The organism is Xenorhabdus szentirmaii DSM 16338 (genome assembly GCF_002632585.1).
GTDB classification, from domain to species: domain Bacteria; phylum Pseudomonadota; class Gammaproteobacteria; order Enterobacterales; family Enterobacteriaceae; genus Xenorhabdus; species Xenorhabdus szentirmaii.
Window position 1 is genome coordinate 1 of sequence record NZ_NIBV01000069.1, and the last position, 257, is coordinate 257.

Sequence of the window (257 nt, forward strand, 5' to 3'; positions counted from 1 at the left end):
AACGCCGCCGCCTGCCATCCCCATATTGCCGAGCAGCAGCTGGATCATCGCCATCGTACGAATGTTTTGCGCACCAACGGAGTGTTGCGTCCAGCCGAGGGCATACAGGAACGAGGCAGTTTTATCGTGAGCACTGGTTTCTGCGATGTATTCGCAGACTTTCAGGAACGCGTCTTTTGGCGTACCACAGATGTTTTCAACCACATCTGGCGTGTAGCGGGAAACGTGCTGTTTCAGCAAGTTCCACACGCAGCGCG

General features: G+C 55.3%; 1 protein-coding gene. It reads right to left on the bottom strand.

Translation table 11 applies throughout. The features are described 5' to 3' along the window. Positions 1-257 (bottom strand): hypothetical protein (locus Xsze_RS21685; RefSeq protein WP_143707631.1); only part of this gene is annotated, 257 nt, incomplete at both ends.